Raw genomic sequence first — 18,679 nt, 5'->3', positions numbered from 1 at the left:
CGTTCTGTCAATCTACGAGCCTGTGCTGGTCGCATATGACAAACAAATGAGCACTGTCCGCACAGCCTTCGTGCAAACATGAGGCGCAACCCAGCTATGACTTTCTGCGGTGCGCCTTTCGCTTGAGCCATGCGGAAACATGCGCTTTTGTTGCAGCGCAACATGAAACGTCAATCCCGCGCGGAAAGGCCATGACGCCTCGGTGTCACTGCGGGGAGAACAGAACAATGACGTCGCATGGGGCGGGAGGAGTTCCCTGTCGGCAATCACGCCGTCGCTAACTCTGAAGGTAGTTTTGACATGAAAAAGTTCATCATCCCGGTCCTGATGGCCGCCGCGACCATCGTTCCTGCTGCTGCAAATGCAGAAGGCAAACCCATCACTGTAGAAATTGCCTATGACAAGGCCTTGCTGGCATCCGATGCTGGCGCAGCTGTCGTTCTCGAATCCATCGAGGCGCAAGCCAAGGAAGCCTGCTCAACACGCTCCCCGGTCACCAGCCAACCAGTTGTAGACCGTGCATGTACCAAGAATATCAAGAAGGCTGCTTTGAAGAAGATCCTGGACAAGCAGGAAGTCTCCAGCCTCCCGACCGCGCCTGTTTTTGCGCGCCAAGCTGTAACCCTCGTCGCTGACGCGGGACAACGCTAGACCTTTTCCTCCCGGAATAGCGTTGGAGGGGCTGCCCAGGGCCACGGGCAGCCCCTCATTGCATTCGGGGGGCTATTTGCTTCAGAAGCGACCTTGGCCACAATGTACAAGGCGCACGATCCATTCAGACCGCGCGCCTTTTTATCTCGCTTGAAAGCGGTGGCCGAACGCTAACCGACGGTTGCGTCCGCAGGCTTGCGCGTGTCGAACTTTGACCACACGCCATCATCGCCGTGCCAGTCACCGCTGGTCGCACCTTTGGAATATTCGGTTGCGCGCTGCTCAAAGAAGTTTGCGTGCTCCACCCCGTTCAGGATTTCCGTAAGCCATGGGATCGGGTGCTTGGTCACGCCGAATACAGGCTCAAGCTTCAACTGGCCGAGACGCCAGTCCGCAATGTAGCGAATGTACTGCTTGATATCGTCGGCGTTCATGCCTTCGACCGGCCCCATTTCGAACGCCAGTTCGATAAATTTGTCTTCCAACGTTACCACGGTGCGACAGCACTCGCGAATCCGCTCGCGCAGCGCGTCATTCATGACGCCGGTCTCAGCACAGAACGTGTGGAACAGCTTGATCATGCCTTCGCAGTGCAGCGACTCATCCCGTACAGACCAGGACACGATCTGGCCCATGCCCTTCATCTTGTTGAAGCGCGGGAAGTTCATCAGCATCGCGAAACTGGCGAACAGCTGAAGGCCTTCCGTGAAGCCACCAAAGACCGCCATGGAAACAGCAATGTCTTCATTCGTTTCTGTGCCAAACTGGCCGAGATAGTCGTGCTTGGCGGCCATCTCCTCATATTCCATGAAGGCCGAGAATTCCGAGTCGGGCATGCCGATGGTTTCGAGCAGCAAAGCATACGCCGCGATATGGATCGTCTCCATATTGGAGAACGAGGCCAGCATCATCGACACTTCAGTCGGTTTGAACAGGGGCATGTAATGCTCCATATAGTTCGCACCGACTTCGACGTCAGACTGGGTGAAGAAGCGGAAGATCTGGGTCAGCAGATTGCGCTCGGAATCATTGAGCTTCACCGCCCAATCCTTGCAATCCTCGCCGAGGGGCACTTCTTCCGGCATCCAGTGCACCTGCTGCTGGACCTTCCAGAAGTCATACGCCCACGGGTAACGGAAGGGCTTGTACGCCCGGCTCGGGGTCAGCAGTCCGGGCACATTGGAATTTCCGTCAGCCATCAGGGCCTCCTACGTCATTTACTGCGTTTTCTGGGACAATCTACACCATATATAGTGCCTCATTGAGGCCATTGCCGCAAGATGTTTGACTGCGGCAAACCGCACTTGTTCACAGGCTTGCCCACAGTTTTGGCATATTTCCCTCGTAGGGGTGGCGCCATGCGGTTTAGTGCAGAATGATCGGCACCAAACCGATACCCATGCGTTCCATTCCCGCCTTACGAGACAAGATATTCATGCGTTTCTTCAGTGCCATTCTTCTTGCCCTGATTTCGGCTTTCGCGTTTGCCCCACCAGCAAATGCTAAAGTGGTGAGGGATGTAATATATGCAGATGCGCCCGGCCTTGATCCCGGCGACGTACGGGCTGATGTTTACATTCCTGATGATGCGGACAATGCGCCGGTGATTCTCATGATGCATGGCGGCGCTTGGACCTTTGGCAACAAGCTGAGCGCATTGGGCATGTTTCAGGCGCGTTATTTTACCGATCAGGGGTTTGTCTTCATTGCCGTAAATTACCGCCTGTCGCCCGCACATCCCTTCCCTGCCCAACAGCAGGATACGGCCGCCGCGATCGCATACTTCCATGAGCACGCAAAAGAGTTCGGTGGCGACCCGAACAGTATCTTCTTGATGGGTCACTCTGCCGGGGCTCATATGGCAGCGCTCACTGCGATCGATCCGGACTATCTGGACGCATTTGATCTGACGCCAGGCGTGATCAAAGGCGTCGTCGCCATGGATAGCGCCGCCTACAATATGGCTCGCACCGGCAGTGATGGCGATATCCCCGAATTCTACCACTCCACCTTTACCAGCGATGACCCAGACGTCTGGACGGCTGCCTCCCCGACCCTACTGGTAGAAGAAACAACCGACATCCCACCTTTCCTCCTGCTCTATGTGAACCGAGCTGTCGCGCCGAGCCGCGCCAAGGAATTGGCGGAAGCGCTGAACAGCGCCGGACACAAGGCCGAAGCGCGCCTCGTCAAGAACCGCGATCACAAGAGCCTGAATGATCGTCTGGGCGCCAAAGGTGACAAGGTCGCGCCGATGATCGCTGACTTTTTCCGTGACCAGTTGGAAGACTGACGCCGCCTAAGGCTCCACGACGTTGAACCAAAAGTCCGGAGTCTCCAGCGCCGAGAACCAGGCGAGCAGTGCGGTGGGGTCACCCTCGATTGACGCCTCCCCGGCAGCGGCGATCTCGCGAAAGCTGCGGGTTTGCAGAATCAGGTCATTGAAAGCATCGCGCGACAGGGTAAGCGTTGCCACGGCATCATCGGACTGGACACCCGGGCGTGGGAAGGCCGTGGCGTTCCCTACATCAATGACGAACTCCTCCTCGATGTCCGTAAACTGGAAGTTCAGTTCGAACGGCTCCCTGCTGAGCTTTTCGGGCGCATAGCGAACGGCTAGCGCATTGAATAGTTCAATCGTAGGCACCCCTTCGACGAACTCGCGGCTTCGGGTGCGCACCGCTCCGGCATCGGCAAGGCCGTTACGAAGCTCCTGCGCTCCCGTTAGATAGAAATCGCGCCACGCGCCGCTTTCTGCCTGAAAGCCCATCTGCTCATAGCTCGCAGCCAGCCAGTCTCGCGCAACCTGATTCTGAGGATTGGCAAAGACCGCATAGTTCAAAACTTCGGCAGCCCAACGATAGTCGCCTTCCTCGAAGGCTTCCTGCCCAATGACGATGGCCGCCTCTTCGCCGCCAACGGCCTTGATGAACCGGCTGGACTTCGCTTCCAGTGGATGTGCATTGAACGTCGCCGGCACACCATCCCACCACCCGAAATACCCTTGATAGACGGCTTTCGCATTGTGGTTCAGCGTGCCGTAGTAACCACGCGTATCGAAATTCTCTGATTGCACCGCAGGTTCAGCGAGTTCTTCGGCAATTTCGAACTGGGTTTCACCGCGATTTGCCCGGCGAACAGTCTGGTCATGCGTATACCGATAAATATCGCGCTGCCCCCGCAGGAAGGTCTCGACATTCTCCTGCCCGAATGTCGGCCAATGGTGCGATGCGAAAACGACGTCCGACCGTCCTCCATATTCAGTCAAAACATAGTCGATTACTCGGCTCCATTCGAGCAGGTCGCGAACCTTTGCGCCTCGCAAGGTGAGTGCATTGTGGAACGTTGCTGTCGCGACTTCGGCCGTGCAGAGCGCGTTGAAGTCCGGCAGATAGAACATGAATTCCGCAGGCGCTTCGGTACCCGCCGCATCGACGAACTCAATCGTAACTCCGTCTACCACGCGAACGGTTCCACGGCCTGGTACTTCCTCTGTCGGCGCGATCAGACCGATCGTGCCTTGGGAAAGCGCTGGCCCCAGCCCCACGCCTACTTGCCCGGTCGGGCCGCTGGGTAGCGTGTTGCCAAACATCAGCACAGCTCGTCGGCTCATATAGTTCCCGGCCAGCAAATTCTCGGCGACGGCGGATTCCGTAAAGCCAACTGGTGCGAGCACGGGTACACCGCGCGCTTCAATGTCGGCTTCGTCGATCACACCGCGCACACCGCCGAAATGGTCACCATGGGAATGGGTATAGATCACGCCCGTCACTGGGCGATTCCCCAGCGTGTCATTGACCAGACCCAGAGCAGCCGCAGCCGTCTCCTGACTGAGCAGCGGGTCTACAATGATCCAGCCAGTATCGCCCCGGATGACCGACATGACCGCGAGGTCATACCCGCGAACCTGATAGATCCCATCCATGACTTCAAACAGGCCATGCTCGGAGTTCAAACGCTCCTGCCTCCAAAGCGAAGGATTCACTGTGTCGGGGCTGTCCCCGTCAATGAAGTCCCGACGGCTGACCTGCCAAACGACATTACCATCGGCGTCGGTGATCGTGTCCTGTTTCAGCTGCGCCAGCAGACCGCGCGTTGCGTCAACAAAAACCCCCAGCCGCATTTGCTGCGCGGGTCGTATCCGTCGCCTCGCCCTTCGGCGGAGCCTTGGCCATGGATTCAGGAATATTCCTCTGTGTGCCCGGAGAACAGGCCACCAGCAGGATGGCTGCAGCCACACCAAATAGAACTCGCATACTTTCCTCCCATAGCGACGCGTTCTCGCACCGTTTTCTGGCACTGTGCGACGAGGCCGAAAGGCGCGCAAGACAGCCGCGAGGGAAACAGGAATTTAGCGGGAGATACTGATCGACAAGGCACCAAACCGTTGCGGACCGTCTTGGCGGACAAACTCTTCAGTTCGATTCACGAAAGTGAAGGCGACTTGCACGCTGCGATAATGGACAGCAACACCCGCCTGAATATCCCCCACTACCGTGCGACGATCTTCAACGCTCGGCCCATCCCGCCACAGATTTCCATCCAGAAACATATCACGGGCCACGGCGCGCCCGTCCACGCCCACGAACAAATAGCCACCGAACGGGTCTTCCGGCGTTCCCGGCACGAACTCCCCTGCCCCAGAAAGGGCCGGACGGATGCGTGGGGGGCCGAAGCTCGAATTTAGATCCCACCCGATTCGCGCCGTCAGGCCGGTAGATCCATATGTGCGTACATTGCCGAGCGCGACTCCGACGTGCGCTCCAAAATCAGTCTCCAGCCCAAGTGGCAGGCCCGGTCCGTCGAACATCTGCATCCGCTGGGCAATGATTTCGATTCCCGGCTCATCCTTCAGCTGGTGATCCCACCCTTTCGCAGTCGCAACTCCAATGATCTCGTGCCACGTGTTTTGCACGAATTCGCCAGCCGCCGATGGTCCGACGACACCGAGATTGACCTGCAGGGTGTCCTGGGTGTTCTCACTGCTGGCAGCCACGGTCGATGACAGGGCAAGCCACGCCGCATACGGTCTGTCGGTCGGATCGGGCGTAAACGACTGAATGTCTTCTGGAGTGAATATGGCATGTGAAATGGCAAAGCCTTGCCGGAGTTCGGTACGATCCAGATCAATCCACGGCAGGCGATTGGCGACCCATTCGAGACCAGGATGAACATTGTCTGCGCCGGACACGCGCTCTATGCGCAGTCCGTTGGAATAATTGCGATCCGTGCCACCGCCGAAGAAGTCGTTTTCCGTCGAGAAAGACACAACCGCAGGTTTGCGCGGCATAGTCGGTTCACCCTCCTGCGCTTGCACCGACGGAGCATACAGAAAAGCTGCGACAAGGGCCGCAGCTTGGATGAGAGGGAATCGAGCCTGCATGGGCGTCGATTAGCAGCTAACGACGCATCGTGAAACTAACACCTGCGAAATCTTCAGTCTCGCTGATGCTGACATTCCGGTCTGAATACTTCACTTCGCGACGGATATAGCTGAGCGATAGTTCGCCTCCGCCGCGCTGCACGGACACGCCTGCTTGAAGATCACCGACAGTGACCTGGTCTGTCAGCGACATGTCACCGAGGCTCGGGCGGAACCCGCTGGCATCGGCATCCCATACGAGCGCCTCACCGTCCGCACCCGCGAAGACGTACCAGCCCTGAGGCTGTCCATTGCGGTCAAGCAAGTCAAAATCCTGACCAATTCGAACTTCACCGCCAACCCGGCGCGTAAGGACTTCGCCCTCTTCCCGGACCGCAATACGTGGCGCAAGGCCGACATCAAAACTGAGGCCAGTCACCTCCTTCGGCGCGGAAATAGCTATCTCGGCGGCGATATTCTTTTCCAGCTGGCCCGGACGCGAGAGCGGCCACAGCGACGAGCGTCTCACTGGTCCCCCAGTCGACGCGCGTATTGTTTGGCACTCCAAACTCGGCATTGGGGTGAGAGCGGTAGTCAATGGGCTGGTCGGCAATCATCTGCGCCGCGACTGTATTCGTCGCTTCAAGCGGTACGCCACTAAACCGGGCCGAGGGTGCGCTAAATACGTGGACGGAAGCTGCATTGGGGACGGAGTTGGGCGCATAATTGGCTGGCGCGGCCATCTGCATGCCGAGTGTTGGAGGCGCAACAGGTTCGGAGCGTACTTGCTCATGTGGAGACGTCGATACGCATCCCTGGCACGCCATCGTGATGACTGCGGAAGAAATTGCAAATGCCATCTGCCTTATACCTCTCATGCCTTCATCCCTGAGAACTCGTCTATTCAAGGATTAGACCGTTTGACGATTAACTTAGCATAAAGAACTCGTCCGTCTCAAACGCCAATGGGCCGAATTCCATTAATTCTTCTCGTCATAACTCGCCTGTGTAGTGTTTGTTCCAGAACCCGGTAAAATTGTGCTTTTTCGGTGTCATTTGACTGATTTCCGGGTCATCGGCGCCGTTAACCAGCTGTAAAATTTCATGAAATTGTTCGGCTTATTCGATCACAAATGCCTTAATCTCTGCCTTCAGCCAGTTCCATGCAAAAAATGCCGGGGCCCCACGAGGCACCGGCATTTTGTTGTATGCCTATTTCGAGTCGCAGCCTTATTGGCAGGCAAGACACTCGTCATAATCGGTATTGGGGGTGTCCATTTTCTGGACTTCAGACTTCTCAGACCCGGCAAATGCCGCGCGCTGTACCGATTTGGAGCGGCAATAATAAAGCGATTTGAGCCCGCGCTCCCACGCTGTCCAGTGCAGCATGTGAAGGTCCCATTTGGCGATGTCGCCCGGAAGGAACAGGTTCAGGGACTGCGACTGGCAGATATAAGGCGTGCGGTCGGCCGCCAGTTCGATGATCCAGCGCTGGTCGATTTCGAACGCCGTCTTGAACACAGACTTCTCGTGCTCGTCCAGGCATTCGAGATGCTGGATGGAGCCTTCATGCTCGAGAATTGAGGTCCAGACTTCGTCCGTGTCCATATCCTTGCTGGCCAGAAGACGCTGGAGCTGTTGGTTCTTCACGGTGAAGGAACCTGACAGCGTCTTGTGGGTGTAGACGTTTGCCGGGATTGGCTCAATGCCAGCCGACGTTCCACCACAGATGATCGAGATCGATGCTGTTGGGGCCACGGCCATCTTGTGGCTGAAACGGGCCATCATGCCGACGTCACGGGCATCCTCACAGGGCCCCCGTTCTTTGGCGAGCTTGACAGAAGCCGCATCGGCACCCTGCCGGATGTGCTTGAACATCTTCTCGTTCCAGACTTTCGACATGGCGCTTTCCAGCGGCACATTCATTGTCTGCAGGAAGGAGTGGAACCCCATCAGGCCGAGACCGACCGAACGCTCACGCTTCGCGGAGTAGACAGCGCGGGCCATTTCCGGCGGCGCGCGCTCGATGAAGTCTTCAAGCACATTGTCGAGGAAGCGGAAGATGTCTTCGATGAAGGTCTCGTCCTTGGACCATTCGAGATACTTCTCGGCATTGACCGAAGACAGGCAGCACACAGCGGTGCGGTCCTGGCCTGCATGGTCGACACCGGTTGGCAAGGTAATCTCGGAGCAGAGATTGGACTGCGTGACCTTCAGGCCAAGCTTGCGCTGGTGGGCAGGCATGGCGTTGTTCACGGTGTCGGTGAACAACAGGTATGGCTCACCAGTCTGCATGCGCAGCTCAAGAATTTTCTGCCATAATTTGCGAGCATTGATCGTGCGAATAACTTCCTTCGACTTCGGGCTGATCAGGCCGTAGTCCTCGTCATTTTTCACCGCTTCCATGAAGTCGTCGGTGATGTTGATACCATGATGCAGATTCAGGGACTTCCGGTTGAAGTCACCGGACGCCTTGCGGATTTCGAGAAACTCTTCGATTTCCGGGTGGTGGACATCAATGTAACAAGCGGCCGAGCCACGGCGCAGCGAGCCTTGGCTGATCGCCAGCGTCAAGGAATCCATGACACGAATGAATGGGATGATTCCGGAGGTCTGACCGTTCTGACCAACCTTCTCGCCAATCGAGCGGACATTGCCCCAATAGGTTCCGATGCCACCGCCATTTGATGCGAGCCAGACATTCTCGGTCCACGTCTCAACGATATCATCCAGCGAGTCGCCAACCTGATTCAGGAAACAGGAAATGGGGAGGCCGCGTGCCGCGCCACCGTTCGAAAGAACAGGCGTCGCAGGCATGAACCAGAGCTTGGACATATAGTCGTACAGGCGCTGAGCGTGCTCGGTGTCGTCAGCGAAGGCCAACGAGACGCGGGCAAACATGTCCTGATAGGATTCACCAGGCAGCAAATAGCGATCCTGAAGCGTCTTCTTGCCGAATTCGGTCAGAAGGGAATCACGCGACGGGTCCATCACGATGGGGCTGCCTTCAACAACGCGAAGCAGGCCTTCCACTCCAGCCTTGGGCTTACCCTTGCGGAGCGCAGATTTAGACACAGTTTTTGCCTCGGTTGCAGACATAAGAGCAGCCCTTCAGAATCGATAGATACATATAGGTCCGGAAGCCCCTGAAAGCCAGATATTGCTCTCAACCCCGTTCCTGACACAAGATATAGTGTCTGAAGGTTAATATCGGGTCAACGGGCCTTGTCTCTAAAACGTCAAATTTGCCGTGGAATTCTGGTTAATCAATGATTAACACACCCACCGATGGCCCGCCAGTATTGGCCTTTCAGGGACTGCACAAATCTGCACCACAAACCTCTTTTCAGATTGGTCCAACTTTACCTCTTGGAAGATCAATCGACAGAGATTCAGTTAACGCGGAGTGACGATTCCTCAACTGATTGGTTCGACCTGTTGAGACAATCACTAACTACCACCGTGCATTATGGTCTCATTGGTCCAATTCTGACCTGCGAGAGGATACCATGCTGAACTGGCTAAAGAATCAGACCCTGGAGAACTGGGCCAACGCGCCCATCGTGAATGACGGGGAAACGGTAATCGACGCCCCCGCCGCAGAGATCTTTGAGCGACTGGACCTCGCCTCACCAAGCAATGCCCTGCGCCAGCGCGGCTTTGTCTTCGGTGCCGGCAACCCTGCCTACGACATTTTCGAGGCCAGCGACCCAGACCAGCCCGATGTCACGCTCGTCTTCGAAGTTACCGAATCCCGCCCGCGCAAACGCTATTGCTATCGCACGACCGCGCGGTCGTCGGACGAGCACTGTGCGGTGCTTGAATCATCTTGCGAGTTCACAATCGTCCCGCAAAAGGATGGTCGGCACCTGCTGCACCTTCAGGAGACCAGCACACTGGCCCCGGGGCTCGACCGCAATCAATACATTCTGGAGCGCGCGAAGCTGAACTTCTCTGTGTTCCGGACATTGGCGCGCCTGAGGCTGCACCTCGAACTGGGCACAGACCTGCGCAACCTCAATTAATCGAATTTCAAAGATAAGGCGGAGACAGACGAGCGACCCGGGCGAAAAAACTCGTTGGGGCTGCTTCGTTCCCGACCTGACCCGATTGGCGAGCGACCCGTCCGCCGCCTGCCTCCTGCCGGTTATATGCGCCGAGCGGCCGCTCGGTGCAAGGGCCAGCATCCACCCCGAAACACTTACCCCTCCCCCCGATACCGTGTTAGCCTTTCGGCACAGGGTTCTTGGAGGGATACTCAATGAAATTTCACCAGTTTTGCGCCACCGCAGGCCTGACGGCGGCTTTGGCCGTCACCTCGGCAATTGCTCAGGAAGAAACGGCTGATGACAGCAAGCGCTTCACCGCAGAGCGTGTCTTCGATATCGAATATGCGACCAACCCGCAGATCTCGCCGGACGGCAAGACCATCATCTATGTCCGCCACAGCATGGACCGGATGACAGACCGCGACACGGGCCATCTCTGGATTATCGATATTGAGAGTGGTGCCCAGCGCCCCCTGCTCGGTGCAGGCGGCAGCGCAGGCGCGCCGAGCTGGTCACCGGATGGCTCCCGCGTCCTCTACACGAGCACAGCGAACGGAAAGCCCGAGTTGAAACTCGTCTATATGGACACCGGCTTGTCCTATTCGCTTGCACAGTTCACGGAGAGCCCATCAGGCGCCACTTGGTCTCCCGATGGCCGCAACATCACCTTCTCCATGTTCGTACCAGGCGACAAGCCGGGCTTCGCGACGCCACCGAAACAGCCCGAAGGCGCGAAATGGGCTGATCCGGTAAAGGTAATTGACGATCTGACCTTCCGGTTTGATGGCGCCGGCTATCTTGAAGATGGCGCGGATCAGGTCTTCGTACTGCCTGCAGAGGGCGGAACACCACGACAAGTCACGACAGGCGAAACCGACATGGGCGGGCAAGCCTGGCTCGACAATGATACGCTGCTCGTCACGGGCAATCTGGCCGACGACCGCGACATGGACCCTATTGAGAGCGAGATATATTCGGTCGAACTGTCCAACCTCCGGATCACCCCCCTCACCTCACGCGACGGGCCGGACTTCGCCGCCACGCCCGCACCGGACGGAAGCTCCATTGCCTTTCTCGGCTATGATGACGAATTGAAATCCTACCAACAGAACCACCTCTATGTGATGGGCCCGGATGGCTCGGGCGTTCGTGAGCTCTTGTCAGGCTTTCCCGGATCGCCTGCCCAGATCGAATGGGCACCGGATGGCAATAGTCTTTTCATGCTGTTTGAGGACCATGGCGTCCTGACGCTGAACGAGCTGGATCTTCAGGGTCGCCTGACTCAGGTGGTCACGGGGGTCGGCGGCACATCCATCGGCCGCCCCTATGCAGGTGGCAGTTTTTCGGTGGCAAAATCAGGTCGGCGCGAGCAAATTGCCTATACAGCAGGATTTACAGATCGGCCCGCTGAAGTCGCCACGATCCGGTCAGATGGAAAGAATGGCCGCATCCTGACGGAATTGAACTCCGATGTGCTGCCTTATCTCGACATGGCACCTATTGAAGAACTGAAAGTTGCGTCCAGCCATGACAGCCTCGAAATCGAAGCCTGGGTTGCCCTGCCCCCGAATTTCACGGCGGATGGCAGCTTCCCGCTCATCCTCGAAATCCATGGCGGACCGTTCTCCATGTACGGCCCTTTCTTCTCCAGCGAGATTCAGCGCTATGCTGCGGAGGGATACGTCACCGTCTATGTGAACCCACGAGGGTCGACCGGATACGGAGAAGAATTCGCCCAAGCCATCGATCAGGCCTATCCGGGTTATGACTATGATGACCTCATGAGCGTGGTCGACGAACTCGTCGCACGTAAATATGCGGATCCTGATCGTCTGTTTGTCACCGGTGGTTCTGGAGGCGGCATCCTGACGGCATGGATCGTCACCAAGACGGACCGGTTTGCTGCGGCTGCCTCCATCAAACCGGTGATCAACTGGATGACGATGGCGCTTGCCGGTGACATTGCGCAATTTGTCCGGCGTCACTGGATACGTGAAGATCCGTGGTCCAATCCGGACGCCTTCCTGAAGCTTTCTCCAATCTCGTATGTCGATCAAGTCGTCACGCCGACTCTGGTCATGGTTGGCGAAGAAGACTGGCGAACCCCGACCTGGGAAGCAGAGCAGTTCTACACAGCCCTCAAGATGAATGACGTAGACACCGCGCTCATCCGCGTGCCCGGGTCCTCGCACTATATTGCAGGTCGACCGAGCCGCCTGATTGCAAAAACCGACAATATCATGGGGTGGTTCGCCAAATATGATCCGGCCAAAATCGATGCGGAATCGGAGGGAGAATAGTCCCGAACCAGAATACCGTTCACGTTAAATCGTGAACGGTATTCTGGTGCTATAACCCCTTCAAATTGAGAGAAATTTGCGACTTCCCGCCCCGACCGACCGTGCGGGAAGTCCGATGGCACCCCTTTTGCATTGCCTCGCGTGTCTAACGGGACGAAAGCCGGTCAGGGGGCCTGGACATGCTGCACAGTATCAATTTGCTCAGGACATTGTCCTGCTACGCTATTGCGATCTTCCATATACGGGCGTTCGTGCATTCTCATTCGGACACTGTGCACCTGACCTTTTCTGCTGCGCCTGGATTTCACCTGTTCCTTGCGATCAGTGGCTTCATCCTTGTCTACATAACGCGCCCGGATGACACGCCCCTGAACTTCATGATGAAGCGCACCGTGCGAATTGTGCCCCTCTACTGGGCCGCGACAACACTGACCCTGCTCCTCGCCTTGGCGCGCCCGTGGCTTTTCCACGAGGCTGACACTTCCCTATCTTCTATCGTGAGCAGCTATCTGTTCCTGCCACACTATGATCTTGGCGGTGATATTCAGCCAATCCTGTTTGTAGGGTGGACGCTTGGCTATATCATGCTGTTCTACTTGCTTTTCTCACTGTCACTGCTCGTACCGGAACGCGTGCAAGTACCCGCCGCCATCCTCATGACCATTGGCGTGATCGCTGGCGCACAACTATTGCCCGCAGGTCCCTATCGCGAGTTCTACGGAAACCCGATCCTTCTGGAATTCGCCATGGGCTGCATCATGGGGCTCGCTTTGCGCCAGAAGGCCGTCCAGGAATTTGTGAAGCGAACGCCCATGTGGCCCATTGGCCTGATCGGAATCGTCGGCTTTGCCATCGCCATGAACACCACCTTGCCGTCTTGGGGGCGGATGGGTGTCTATGCTGTTTCCAGTGCGCTCGTCGTGTTTGCCTGCGCCGGACAAGATCTCTTCCGCAAGCCGCTGAATAATGACTTCCTGTCGATGGGCGGTAAGATCAGCTATGGGATCTTCCTGATCCACCCCCTGCTGATGACAGCGTTCGGCGTCACACTGTTCCGCATAACCAGCAATGACTGGGTCGCGACCATTCTCCTGTTTGCAACCGTGTTGCCGCTTACTTCCGTTCTGGCCTATCTCAGCTTCCGCTATTTCGAGACGCCGACAAATACATGGCTGCGCAAAGCGTTCCACCTGTCAAAGCTTCCGCCAAAATCAGCGCGGGGCGAGGCGGCGAATATGCGGCCGACGGTCGTGTAGGGTTTGCTCTTACTCGCTTGTCGCGGTCTCATCCCGACGACGTGTCTTGGCAACGCCGGTAATAATACCGAAGCCAATCAGCACAATAGCACCTGTGCCGATCCAGACCGGCGGGGCACCAAGCAGAAAGGCAGCATAGGCAAGCCCTGATACGAGGATCAGGAAACCTATCAGGTAAATTCCGAAAGATGACATTGCGCGCTCCAGTGCTTCTAAAACATCTGGAGACAGAACGTGGCCATCGCGTACCGGTTCCCCGGCCCGCATCAGCAATCTGACTTAGTCGCCCTTCTTGGCCGCACGCTTGCGCTCATGCGGGTCAAGATAGACCTTGCGCAGCCGGATGTTCTCCGGCGTCACCTCAACGAGTTCGTCATCGGCGATATAAGCCAGCGACTTTTCCAGCGTCATCTGCAGTGGCGGCGTCAAACGCACAGCCTCATCAGTACCGGACGCGCGGACGTTGGACAGCTTCTTGCCCTTCAGCACGTTCACTTCGAGATCATTGTCGCGATTGTGCTCGCCAACAATCATCCCGCCATACACCTTGTTGCCCGGATGGATCATCATCGGACCACGATCTTCCAGGTTCCAAAGCGCGAAGGCGACTGCTTCACCCTGCTCCATGGCGATCAGAACGCCCGTATGGCGCCCCTGGATCTTACCCTTATGCGGGGCGTATTCGTGGAAGACGCGGTTCATGATCGCGGTACCGCGCGTGTCGGACAGCAACTCACCCTGATAACCGATCAGGCCGCGTGTCGGCGCATGGAAAATCATGCGCGTACGACCGACACCCGACGGGCGCATATCCAGCATGTCTGCCTTGCGCTCAGACAGTTTCTGCACGACCACACCGGAATGCTCGTCATCCACATCGATGACCACTTCCTCGATCGGCTCAAGTTTCTCGCCGTTCGGGCCTTCCTGCATCACGACCTGTGGACGTGAGACGCCCAACTCAAAGCCTTCGCGGCGCATCGTTTCGATCAAGACGGCCAGTTGGAGCTCGCCGCGCCCGGAGACGGTGAACGCCTCGGCGTCGGTCGCACGCTCGACCTTGAGGGCGACATTGCCTTCGGCCTCTTTCAGCAGGCGGTCCCAGATCATCCGGCTGGTGACTTTCGTACCTTCGGTACCGGCCAGCGGAGAATCATTGACGCGGAACGTCATGGAGATGGTTGGCGGATCGATCGGTTGCGCTTCGATCGGCTCGCTGACGGAAGGATCACAGAATGTGTCGGCCACGTTGGCCTTCGTCGTACCCGCAAGGGACACAATATCGCCAGCTTGCGCTTCGTCGACCGGCACACGGTCCAGGCCGCGGAACGCCAGCACTTTGGAGACGCGGGTCTGCTCGACCAGTTCGCCGTCACGGTTCAGCACCTTGATGGACTGGTTCGGCTTGATCGTGCCGGACGAGACGCGGCCCGTCAGGATGCGGCCGAGAAACGGATCGGAAGAAATCGTTGTGGCGAGGAAGCGGAACGGTCCCTCTTCCACTTTTGGTACGGGCACATGATCAACAACCATCTGGAACAGGGAATCCATGTTCTCGGTCTGGTTCTCATATTCGGTATTCATCCAGCCCTGCTTGGCCGAGCCGTAGAGGATCGGGAAGTCGAGCTGGTCGTCTGAGGCGTCGAGATTGGCAAAGAGGTCAAACACTTCGTTGATCACTTCATCGGGCCGACGCTCAGGCTTGTCGATCTTGTTCACGGCCACAATCGGGCGAAGGCCGACTTTCAGGGCCTTGGAAACGACGAATTTGGTCTGTGGCATTGGGCCTTCAGCCGCATCGACCAGCACGATGGCGCCATCCACCATCTGAAGGATACGCTCCACTTCACCACCGAAATCGGCGTGTCCGGGCGTGTCGACGATGTTGATGCGATAGTCTTTCCATTCCACCGACGTCGTCTTGGCGAGAATGGTAATGCCCCGCTCTTTCTCCAGATCGTTGGAATCCATCATCCGTTCGGCGGTCTTTTCGTTCTCGCGGAACGTGCCGGATTGTTTCAGCAATTCATCGACGAGCGTGGTCTTGCCGTGGTCAACGTGGGCAATGATCGCGATGTTGCGCATTTTCTCGATAGGCGTGGACATGGAGGGTATGCTTTCGGGAGGGAGGCTGATTTGCCGCGCACATACACGTGCCCGCCGCGATTGGCTATGCTTTGTTGTCAGGCAGGCCCCTGCCGCGGCGAACCGCATTTACAAACCCACCATCAGACGGCAAGTCAGCCGGGCAGAGTGAGGATCGCCATATGACCAATTCCAATGACATGCCGCTTGCCGCCAAGCCGATTGATCGCGCCGCGCATCACCGCAAGGACGATGCCTGGCTGGATGCAGCTTTTGCGCGCGACGATGTGCTGGTCCTGATGCTGCGCAATGGCGATCCATTCGCTGCGAAAGATGGCGGCCTTGTCTGGATGGGGCCGGAAATCGAGAAAGTCTCGCCGGGCTCCCCCCGCATCTTCCTTGGCCAGGACACAAGCGGCGCACCCGTCTTCGCGGTGAATTTACCGCCGAAATTTGATCTTGAAGCTTCTCTCATCGCCGGCGTTGGCGAGTTCATCGAGTTTCGCGCGGCGGCCGGGCGGATGAGCGCACTTGAGGCCAATTGCACCTCGACTGCACGCAGCATCTTCCTGTGGCACGCCTCGCATGGCTTCTGCGCCAAGTGCGGCGCAGGTACCGCGATTGTCGAAGCAGGCTGGAAACGCGAGTGCCCCGCGTGCGGCACCGAGCATTTTCCGCGCACGGATCCCGTGGCCATCATGCTCGCGGTCAAAGGCGACAAGTGCCTGGTTGGTCGACAAGCGAATTGGCCCGCAGGGTTTGTCTCGTCCCTCGCAGGCTTCTGCGAGCCAGGTGAAACAATCGAACAGGCCGCCGCACGCGAACTTGAAGAGGAAGCCGGCATTGTCTGCGATCCCGCCAGTGCCGAATACATCGCTTGTCAGCCCTGGCCCTTCCCGTCTTCGCTGATGGTCGGCCTGATCCTGGAGGCCCAGACAGACGAAATCACGGTCGACACCGACGAGTTGGAATCAGCTGAGTGGCTTACGCGCGACGATGTCAAACGCATGCTGGCTGGTACGCACGACCGCTTCTTCTGCCCCCCGCCCATGGCCATCGCGCACCATCTGTTGAAAGTGTGGGCCGAACGGGGCTGATCGGGCGGTCTGACCTCAGACTATCCCTTTGCGGAGTTACGCAAAAATGGAGTTGATTTTGCTCGAATCATTCTAGGCTGAATGTTGCCATTTACAGGAGACCCGACATGGCAACAGCAACTCTGAAAAAGCCGGCCAAGAAGGCCGCCACCAAAAAGCCCGCGGCCAAGAAAACCGTGGCAAAAACGGCCTCAAAGCCAGCCAAGAAAGTAGCGGCGAAACCCGCTGCGAAAAAAGCTGCGGCAAAGCCGACAGCAAAGAAGGCTGCCGCTCCGAAAGCGGCCGCATCGGCGAAGAAGCCTGCAGCAAAGGCCACCAAGCCCGCGGCCAAGAAACCTGCTGCAAAGAAGCCGACCGCGAAGAAGAAATAGGCTTGTGGACAGTCTTGTCGGAAACGGGCGGGCCTCCCGCCCGTTTTTTTGCCGACACAGGCGGGGACCACCGAAAACCCCCGCGCCCAGGGGACGCGGGGGACTCTGACAGGTCAGTGGCAAACGGCATCGAGTGCCCTCTGGCCTGTTCAGACCGGACTGATCATCGCGGATGGGGTACCCGCTTGATCCTCCGCCAATCATACCGGCCCATTGTGGCGATTCTGTTTGCCCGCCGTTTACGCGGGGAATTTTTCGGCTTGTGCAGCACCGGAACGCCTGGCCGGACGAAACAGTTGATTCAACACGCTTTTGCAGGACGCGCCGGAGAAAGATGCACTCCAATTTTCTGAAAACGCCCTTTAACCAATTGGGCCGCTTGCCCTAGTCATTAATGCTGGCCCAGGCTGTATCCGCGCGATCGATGAATGCTGGAACGTCCGAATCCCACTTCTTCTGGATGCTCTTGTTGTAATTGAGATAGAGCTTTCCATCGACGATCTTCCAGTATCTCGCATCGCCCTTTGCATACTTGCCGTCCGCCATCGCCCAGGCGCAATAGCCGCCATATTGAGGCGCATATTTTTCCGGGGCTTCTATGAAAGCGTCACGATTGACCGCAGAAGCGAATTTGAACTTTGCGCCCATATAGTCAGCCGTGAACGCATCATCGCCCTTCACCGGCACTCCCGATGTGAAATAGGCGACAGGGTCATACCCCTGCAAGGCCGTGTCAGAGAACACGCCCGTATAGATTGGTGGCTCCGCATGCGCGATCGGTGCGACCGCCACAATGGGCAGTCCAGCAAGCCCAGCGGCAAAAATCATCGAACGTAGCTTCATTTCGAAAACTCCGGTTGGGTTCAGGATTGGACTGACGCCAGTTTGGCAGGTGCAGAGGTACGGTCCACCACAGTGCGCGCATGTCCAGGCAGGATGGCACGGCCTACTCCGGTGAGAATGGAAAGGAGCGTACTCCGATGAAACAAGAGATACGCAATCGACGCCAGCCAAACCGCAACCGCCATGGCGAAAAGGCCGCCTCCATCATTGTTCGGATCAATGCCCAGCGGCGTGAACAGATGGAAACTTACCGCTCCGGTCATGACAGCGGTCGCGATCAATGCGCCCAGTGTCTGCAACCGGCGCAGGGCTGGAACAAGGCCTATGAGCAATAGTGTTGAGGCTACCAACTCAGCTGATCCGATGACGTACTGGCTGAACAAGCCGGTCTGATCGAACAATCCCCCCGCCCCGAAGCCGGCAGCCCACGCATCAAGCTTTCCGAAAATCACCTGCGTTTCGGGCGCATTGGTAAACTTGAACCGCAAACTGTCCAAAAAGACTGCGCCGGCGATCAGCGCATAGGCTACTGGGGCATATTTCTTGACGTGTGAAAGCATGTTTTACGTCCTCCCTTGCGCAGGCTTGTCTCACGAAATTCGTTCGCCCTCAAAACAAGGACGTGTGAGCCCCACCCACTTTTGTGTGAGCCGAGGGGCTAAATT

General features: G+C 57.3%; 18 protein-coding genes and 1 other RNA gene. 7 read left to right on the top strand and 12 right to left on the bottom strand.

The window, feature by feature from the left end; translation table 11 throughout:
• The first annotated feature begins 300 nt into the window (after positions 1 to 300).
• Positions 301 to 651: a UrcA family protein gene (locus L53_RS12680; protein ID WP_034816024.1), complete on the top strand. Its 351-nt coding sequence runs from the start codon at positions 301 to 303 to the stop codon at positions 649 to 651.
• 170 nt (positions 652 to 821) lie between these two features.
• On the opposite strand, the gene L53_RS12675 is transcribed toward L53_RS12680, so the two are convergent.
• Entirely contained in the window at positions 822 to 1,850 is a 1,029-nt protein-coding gene (locus L53_RS12675) for a ribonucleotide-diphosphate reductase subunit beta (RefSeq protein ID WP_034816021.1), read from the bottom strand.
• A gap of 236 nt (positions 1,851 to 2,086) precedes the next feature.
• On the opposite strand from L53_RS12675, the gene L53_RS12670 reads away from it, so the two are divergent.
• Positions 2,087 to 2,944, top strand: a complete 858-nt coding sequence (locus L53_RS12670) for an alpha/beta hydrolase (RefSeq protein WP_051607932.1) — start codon at positions 2,087 to 2,089, stop codon at positions 2,942 to 2,944.
• Between the two features lie 6 nt (positions 2,945 to 2,950).
• Here L53_RS12670 and L53_RS12665 read toward each other — a convergent pair whose 3' ends face one another.
• From L53_RS12665 to L53_RS12650, 6 genes are all read right to left on the bottom strand, one after another.
• A complete protein-coding gene (locus L53_RS12665; protein ID WP_051607931.1) occupies positions 2,951 to 4,774 on the bottom strand; it encodes an alkyl/aryl-sulfatase in 1,824 nt (607 codons plus the stop codon).
• Entirely contained in the window at positions 4,752 to 4,907 is a 156-nt protein-coding gene (locus tag L53_RS17030; RefSeq protein WP_156947918.1) for a hypothetical protein, read from the bottom strand. Before L53_RS17030 ends, L53_RS12665 begins: the two co-directional genes overlap by 23 nt.
• A gap of 95 nt (positions 4,908 to 5,002) precedes the next feature.
• Complete coding sequence (locus tag L53_RS12660) at positions 5,003 to 6,034, bottom strand: lipid A deacylase LpxR family protein (protein ID WP_034816018.1); 1,032 nt, start codon at positions 6,032 to 6,034, stop codon at positions 5,003 to 5,005.
• Positions 6,035 to 6,050: 16 nt separating this feature from the next.
• Complete coding sequence (locus L53_RS12655) at positions 6,051 to 6,452, bottom strand: lipid A-modifier LpxR family protein (protein WP_051607930.1); 402 nt, start codon at positions 6,450 to 6,452, stop codon at positions 6,051 to 6,053.
• A complete protein-coding gene (locus L53_RS17165; RefSeq protein ID WP_051607929.1) occupies positions 6,433 to 6,873 on the bottom strand; it encodes a hypothetical protein in 441 nt (146 codons plus the stop codon). Before L53_RS17165 ends, L53_RS12655 begins: the two co-directional genes overlap by 20 nt.
• A 370-nt stretch (positions 6,874 to 7,243) precedes the next feature.
• Positions 7,244 to 9,112 (bottom strand): ribonucleoside-diphosphate reductase subunit alpha, encoded by a 1,869-nt coding sequence (locus L53_RS12650; protein WP_051607928.1) that lies wholly within the window; start codon positions 9,110 to 9,112, stop codon positions 7,244 to 7,246.
• A 410-nt stretch (positions 9,113 to 9,522) separates the two neighbouring features.
• On the opposite strand from L53_RS12650, the gene L53_RS12645 reads away from it, so the two are divergent.
• Positions 9,523 to 10,038, top strand: coding sequence for a hypothetical protein (locus tag L53_RS12645; RefSeq protein ID WP_034816015.1), 516 nt, complete (start codon positions 9,523 to 9,525; stop codon positions 10,036 to 10,038).
• Positions 10,039 to 10,054: 16 nt separating this feature from the next.
• Here L53_RS12645 and ffs read toward each other — a convergent pair.
• Positions 10,055 to 10,155, bottom strand: an RNA gene (ffs, locus tag L53_RS16855) — signal recognition particle sRNA small type.
• Between the two features lie 119 nt (positions 10,156 to 10,274).
• Between ffs and L53_RS12640 the strand changes: the two genes are divergently transcribed.
• Both L53_RS12640 and L53_RS12635 read left to right on the top strand, forming a co-directional pair.
• A complete protein-coding gene (locus L53_RS12640; protein WP_051607927.1) occupies positions 10,275 to 12,362 on the top strand; it encodes a S9 family peptidase in 2,088 nt (695 codons plus the stop codon).
• Positions 12,363 to 12,541: 179 nt separating this feature from the next.
• Positions 12,542 to 13,618: an acyltransferase gene (locus L53_RS12635; RefSeq protein WP_034816012.1), complete on the top strand. Its 1,077-nt coding sequence runs from the start codon at positions 12,542 to 12,544 to the stop codon at positions 13,616 to 13,618.
• A 9-nt stretch (positions 13,619 to 13,627) separates the two neighbouring features.
• On the opposite strand, the gene L53_RS12630 is transcribed toward L53_RS12635, so the two are convergent.
• Together L53_RS12630 and typA are read right to left on the bottom strand one after the other, a co-directional pair.
• Positions 13,628 to 13,813 carry a hypothetical protein gene (locus L53_RS12630; RefSeq protein ID WP_034816291.1) on the bottom strand — a complete coding sequence of 62 codons (186 nt, stop codon included), beginning with the start codon at positions 13,811 to 13,813 and terminating at the stop codon, positions 13,628 to 13,630.
• 84 nt (positions 13,814 to 13,897) lie between these two features.
• A complete protein-coding gene (typA, locus tag L53_RS12625) occupies positions 13,898 to 15,724 on the bottom strand; it encodes a translational GTPase TypA (RefSeq protein ID WP_034816009.1) in 1,827 nt (608 codons plus the stop codon).
• A 161-nt stretch (positions 15,725 to 15,885) separates the two neighbouring features.
• Between typA and nudC the strand changes: the two genes are divergently transcribed.
• Together nudC and L53_RS12615 are read left to right on the top strand one after the other, a co-directional pair.
• Complete coding sequence (nudC, locus tag L53_RS12620; RefSeq protein ID WP_051607926.1) at positions 15,886 to 16,800, top strand: NAD(+) diphosphatase; 915 nt, start codon at positions 15,886 to 15,888, stop codon at positions 16,798 to 16,800.
• Positions 16,801 to 16,907: 107 nt separating this feature from the next.
• Positions 16,908 to 17,171: a hypothetical protein gene (locus tag L53_RS12615; RefSeq protein ID WP_051607925.1), complete on the top strand. Its 264-nt coding sequence runs from the start codon at positions 16,908 to 16,910 to the stop codon at positions 17,169 to 17,171.
• Between the two features lie 384 nt (positions 17,172 to 17,555).
• On the opposite strand, the gene L53_RS12610 is transcribed toward L53_RS12615, so the two are convergent.
• The gene (locus tag L53_RS12610) at positions 17,556 to 18,014 is read right to left on the bottom strand and encodes a YHS domain-containing (seleno)protein (RefSeq protein ID WP_084333435.1); all 459 of its coding nucleotides are present in this window, start codon (positions 18,012 to 18,014) and stop codon (positions 17,556 to 17,558) included.
• A gap of 20 nt (positions 18,015 to 18,034) precedes the next feature.
• Complete coding sequence (locus L53_RS12605) at positions 18,035 to 18,574, bottom strand: hypothetical protein (protein ID WP_233347804.1); 540 nt, start codon at positions 18,572 to 18,574, stop codon at positions 18,035 to 18,037.
• Positions 18,575 to 18,679 lie beyond the last annotated feature (105 nt).

The organism is Hyphomonas sp. L-53-1-40 (assembly GCF_000682775.1).
Taxonomy (GTDB): Bacteria; Pseudomonadota; Alphaproteobacteria; order Caulobacterales; family Hyphomonadaceae; genus Hyphomonas.
This window is presented reverse-complemented; position numbering and strand designations above follow the sequence as displayed.